Source organism: Phenylobacterium sp., from assembly GCF_031360265.1.
GTDB lineage: Bacteria > Pseudomonadota > Alphaproteobacteria > Caulobacterales > Caulobacteraceae > Phenylobacterium.
On the sequence record NZ_JANMBF010000013.1, the window covers coordinates 1 to 4,911 of the forward strand.

The following is a 4,911-nucleotide window of genomic DNA, read 5'->3' on the forward strand; positions in this document are numbered from 1 at the left end:
GGCTGGTTCCACCAACATCAGATCGAGGCGATGGATCCATCCGATACGCCGCTGGAAATCATCCGCCGCGCCCTGCCCCAGGCGTCTGAATCCCAACGCCGGTCGCGCCTGGCGCAGTTCGGGATCAGCTACGAAAAGGTCGAGACCACGGTCGCCAACCTCTCTGGCGGAGAGCGCGCGCGGCTCTTGCTGAACATGGTGGCGATGGAGGCGCCACACCTGCTGATCCTTGATGAGCCGACCAACCACCTGGACATCGACAGCCGCCGCGCCCTGCTCGACGCGCTGAACGACTACGAGGGCGCGGTGATCCTGATCACCCACGACCGCTCGCTGATGGAGTTGGTGGCCGACCGCCTCTGGCTGGCCGCGGACGGCGGCATCGAGCCCTTCGACGGCGACATGGAAGACTACGCCCGCTTCGTCCTGGATCGCGCAAGGGTCGCGGCACGGGCTCCAACGCAGGTGGCTGACGCCCCCGCCGCGCCCTCCCCCTCCGCGCCTGCCGCCGCGCGGCCCAAGGTTCCCACCGGCACGGCGCGACGTCGGGCAGAGGCCGCAGAGGCCGCGCTGGCGCGCGCCACGACGACCCTGGCAGAGATCGACAAGGCGCTGGGAGACCCCGGGATCTTCGCCAAGGACCCCGGCAAGGCGGCCGACCTTGGTCGAAAACGCAACGCCGCCGCGGCAACTGTCGAGGCGGCCGAGGCGGAATGGCTGGCCGCGCAGGAGGCCTACGAGGCGCTGCGCGCCGACGCCTGAAGGCTCAGGTGATGTGTTTAGGGCTGATCGGATCGCTGCTGGGGAAGGTCTCCTCGATCGCCTCGTCCAGCAACGCTTCCTGGCGATCCCCGGCGGATTTCTCTCGGGCAGCCATGTGGTCGTGCTTCTTGCCGGCTTCGAGAGGTTCGACCGCGCGGGCGTGCGGAATTTCGATATGGCGGTCTTCGTGAACAGGAGCGGCCTCCACGGCCATATCGGCGTTGGCGCCGCCGGAACCGTGGCTGAACGCGCGGCGGGCCTCCTGTTCGGTCTGTTTGCGGGACATGCGATGGCTCCTTTCAAAGGATGGCCCTGCTAAACTCGTGGGCGCCAGATTGGGTTGCCAGACCTGGAGAGACACCGGCTCAGCCCATCCCCGGGAGGCGCAGTCGCCGACTCACTGGAGACTGCCGTCCTGGAAACCGCCGCCCTGGAGACCGCGGATCATCTTGTCCGAATCCGACGCGAACCCTGCCCGCCCACGCCTGACGCGAGCCCTGCGTCTGGCCCTGCGGACCGTGCCACCTCTGCTGCTGGTCGCCGCGGCGTGGGTGTTATGGCGGGAATTCCACACGCTTAGCCTGACCGCCGTCCGCGAAGCTATGGCGGGATGGGGACCGCGCGCGATCATCATAGCGTTGTCTCTATCGGCCCTGAGCTTTCTGCTGATGGGCGCCATCGAATGGGTCGGCCTGCGCTGGACCGGCGCCCGACCGCCGCTCGCCGCGACCCAGGTGGGCTCATTTCTGGCCAACGCCATCGCCCACGCCGTGGGCGCCAACCTGCTGATAGCAGGTGCGATCCGCGCCAGATTCTATGATCGGTACGGCGTCAGCCTGACCCAGGTGGCGGGAACCACGCTGTTCGCCGGGGTCGCGTTCGGCGTGGGCCTGGGCGCCCTGTCCGGCGCGGGTCTGCTGCTGGCTTCCCCTGCCGACCTGGCCCGCACGGCCATTCCGCCCACCGTCGCGCGTGTCCTGGGCGCAACCCTGATGGCCGGCGTCTTAGGCTACGTCGGCCTTTGCGCGCTTCGCCGCAAGCCGATCTCGGTTTTCGGACGAAGCATGGCCCTGCCGAGTTTCGCGGACGCGGTCGCGCAACTGGTGCTGGGGTTGATCGACAACGCTGTGGCCGCAGCGATCCTATGGATCCTGCTGCCCACAGGCGGACCGCCCTATCTGACCTTTGTCGGCGCCTATGCGGTGGCTTGTATCGCCGGGTTGGTCTCTTCGGTTCCGGGTGGCGCGGGGGTGTTCGAGAGCGCGATGGCCGCGCTGTTGCCGGGGATCGACGCCGCGGCGCTGGCGGCCGCGTTCCTAGGCTACCGGCTTGTCTACTATATACTGCCGCTGATCGTCGCCGTCGCGGCCCTGGGCCTTGAGACCTTGCGCGGCGGCCGTGAAGGCTAGAGTCTTGCCCGCAGGCGCTGGATCTCGGTCTCGATGGCGCGTTCACGCAGCCCGCCAATGTAGTGATAGACGCCGATCCCATGGGCCACCACGCCCAGGCCCCAGCCGAACATCGGCCAGATCGCCCAGAAATAGCCGGGCGAGGTCACCAGGTTGATTAGCACCAGGCCGCCATTGACCACCGCATAGGCCATCAGGTGGGCTCGGAACCCCAGCTTGGCGTCGGCGCGGCGTTCAGCCTCTCGGCGCAATTCCTGATCTTCGGTCATGGTGTTGTCCCAGGGCGAACCGTGATCATAGCGCCGTATTGCCGATGGGGCGACTACTCCGGCGTCGCCGGCGCGATGGTGACGCTTTCGCCGCAACCGCAGGCGTCGGTTTCATTCGGATTGCGGAACACGAACTTGGCCGACAGCCGGGTGACATCGTAGTCCACCTCGGTTCCGATCAGGAACAGCACCGCCTTGGGGTCGATCAGGATGGTGACGCCCTTGTCTTCAACCACCTCATCCAGCGGGCCGGCGGTCTCGGCATATTCCAGGACATACTCCTGGCCGGCGCAGCCGCCGTTCTTCACGCCCACACGTAGGCCGGCGTAGGGTTTCTCGGCCCCATTTTCCCGGGGCTTGGCCATGATCTCGCGCACCCGCTCAGCGGCGCGGTCACTGAGGGTCACCACCTTGGGGCGTTCGCGGCGGGCCCGGGGCGTGGATGTGAGGGGGATGTCGTTCATCAGAACATGTTCAGCTGCAGCTTGGCTTCGTCGGACATCCGGGTGGGGTCCCAGGGCGGCTCGAACACCAGCTCAACCTTACAGGACTTGACCTCCGGCAGTTCGCGGACCGCGTCCTCGACCCAGCCCGGCATTTCGCCGGCGACGGGGCAACCCGGCGCCGTCAGCGTCATGTCGATGACAACGTCCTTGTCGTCGGACACGTCGACTTTGTAGATCAGCCCGAGCTCGTAGATATCCACCGGGATCTCCGGGTCGAACACCGTCTTCAATTTCTCGATCAGCTTGTCGGTCAGGACGTCGAGCTCCCCCTGCGACAGCGGGGTCGTCAACTGAGCGTCTACGGGGGCGGCGTCATCCATCGGGGTCATCTTAAGCGAAAAAGCCCTGCTAAGCGAAAAAGGCCTGGGTCTTGGTGAGAGCGTCGACGAAGGCGTCGGCTTCGCCCAGCGTGTTATATAGGGCGAAGGACGCCCGCGCGCTCGATGTCACGCCGAAACGCTTCATCAGCGGCTCGGCGCAATGGGTCCCGGCGCGCACCGCGACGCCGTATCTGTCGAGGATCTGGGCCACGTCGTGGGCGTGCGCGCCATCGACGGTGAAACTGAGGATCGCGCCCTTGCCCGGCGCCTCGCCCAGCACCCGCAGCCAGTTGGCGCCGGCGAGCCGCTCGCGGACGTGGGCGTAGAGGCCGTGCTCGTGCTCGGCGACGGCGGCGCGGTCCAGACCCGAGATCCAGTCGATGGCCGCGCCAAGGCCGATGGCCTCCAGGATCGGCGGGGTTCCAGCCTCGAAGCGGTGCGGCGGGTCGGCATAGGTGATGGCGTCGAATCCGACCGTGCTGATCATTTCGCCGCCGCCCTGGTAGGGCGGCAGGGCGGCCAGGCGCTCGGCCTTGCCGTAGAGCACGCCGATGGCGGTGGGACCGTAGAGTTTGTGTCCCGAAAACACATAAAAATCCACACCCAGCGCCTTGACGTCGACAGGTTCGTGGACGACCGCCTGGCATCCGTCGAAGAGCACGATGGCGCCGGCGTCATGGGCCAGGCGGGTCAATTCGACTGTCGGATTCACCGTCCCCAGGACGTTGGACATGTGGGTCAGCGACACCACCCGGGTGCGGTCGCTGAGCAGGCCCTTGAACGCCTCGACATCGAGGCGGCCATCGTCGGTGACCGGCGTGAATTTCAGGACCACGCCGAGGCGCTCGCGCAGGAAATGCCAGGGGACGATGTTGGCGTGGTGCTCCATCTCCGACAGCAGGACCTCGTCGCCGGCCTTCAGGGACGCGCCCAGGCCCGCGGCGACCAGGTTGATCGCCTCGGTCGCGCCCTTGGTGAAGACGATCTCGGAGGGCTCGGCGCCGATGAAGCGGGCCACCGACCCACGGGCGCCCTCGTAGGCGTCGGTGGTCTCGTTGGCGAGCGTGTGCAGGCCGCGGTGGACGTTGGCGTAGCTGTGCTCCATGGCGTGGACCATGGCGTCGATCACCGCGCGCGGCTTCTGGGCGGACGCCGCCGAGTCCAGATAGACCAGCGGCCTGCCGTTCACCTGGCGCGCCAGGATGGGGAATTCGGCGCGGATCGCCTCGGCGTCGAAGGCCATGCTCAGCCCCTCAGCCTTTCCGCCGCCCAGGCGCGGACCACGTCGCTGGCGCCCTCGTGTTCGATGCGATCGATGACCTGGCCGATGAAGGCCTCGGTCAGCAGGGCCCGGGCCCCGGCTTCCGGCATGCCGCGCTGACGGGCGTAGAACAGGGCGTCCTCGTCGAGCGCCCCTACCGTATTGCCGTGCGCGCAGGCGACGTCGTCGGCGTAGATCTCCAGCTCCGGCTTGGCGTCGACTTCGGCGCGGTCTGAGAGGATTAGCGCGTGGTGGCCCATCCGCGCGTCGGGGGGGGGGGGGCGGGCCCGCCCCCCGAACCGGCGCGGGGAGACCCCCCGCCCCGCGGCGGGGGCCACGCCCGGGGTGGGGTGGTGGGTGTCGGGTGCGGTCCCGCCGTGGGTG

General features: G+C 68.0%; 8 protein-coding genes. 2 read left to right on the forward strand and 6 right to left on the reverse strand.

The window, feature by feature from the left end; genetic code table 11:
- The coding region (locus RMN86_RS01035) for an ATP-binding cassette domain-containing protein (RefSeq protein ID WP_309603965.1) at positions 1 to 762 on the forward strand (762 nt) is incomplete at its 5' end.
- 4 nt (positions 763 to 766) lie between these two features.
- Here RMN86_RS01035 and RMN86_RS01040 read toward each other — a convergent pair.
- Positions 767 to 1,048 (reverse strand): hypothetical protein, encoded by a 282-nt coding sequence (locus RMN86_RS01040; protein ID WP_309603966.1) that lies wholly within the window; start codon positions 1,046 to 1,048, stop codon positions 767 to 769.
- Between the two features lie 163 nt (positions 1,049 to 1,211).
- Here RMN86_RS01040 and RMN86_RS01045 point away from each other — a divergent pair, with 163 nt between their 5' ends.
- Entirely contained in the window at positions 1,212 to 2,171 is a 960-nt protein-coding gene (locus RMN86_RS01045; protein WP_309603967.1) for a lysylphosphatidylglycerol synthase domain-containing protein, read from the forward strand.
- Here the strand turns inward: RMN86_RS01045 and RMN86_RS01050 are convergent.
- From RMN86_RS01050 to RMN86_RS01070, 5 genes are all read right to left on the reverse strand, one after another.
- Positions 2,168 to 2,440: a 2TM domain-containing protein gene (locus RMN86_RS01050; protein WP_309603968.1), complete on the reverse strand. Its 273-nt coding sequence runs from the start codon at positions 2,438 to 2,440 to the stop codon at positions 2,168 to 2,170. The genes RMN86_RS01045 and RMN86_RS01050 overlap by 4 nt on opposite strands.
- Before the next feature lie 53 nt (positions 2,441 to 2,493).
- Positions 2,494 to 2,904, reverse strand: a complete 411-nt coding sequence (locus RMN86_RS01055; RefSeq protein WP_309603969.1) for an iron-sulfur cluster assembly accessory protein — start codon at positions 2,902 to 2,904, stop codon at positions 2,494 to 2,496.
- Entirely contained in the window at positions 2,904 to 3,266 is a 363-nt protein-coding gene (locus RMN86_RS01060) for an SUF system Fe-S cluster assembly protein (RefSeq protein ID WP_309603970.1), read from the reverse strand. Before RMN86_RS01060 ends, RMN86_RS01055 begins: the two co-directional genes overlap by 1 nt.
- Before the next feature lie 28 nt (positions 3,267 to 3,294).
- A complete protein-coding gene (locus RMN86_RS01065; protein ID WP_309603971.1) occupies positions 3,295 to 4,509 on the reverse strand; it encodes a cysteine desulfurase in 1,215 nt (404 codons plus the stop codon).
- Between the two features lie 2 nt (positions 4,510 to 4,511).
- Positions 4,512 to 4,911: SufD family Fe-S cluster assembly protein (locus RMN86_RS01070; protein ID WP_309603972.1), on the reverse strand; the 400-nt coding region annotated here is incomplete at its 5' end.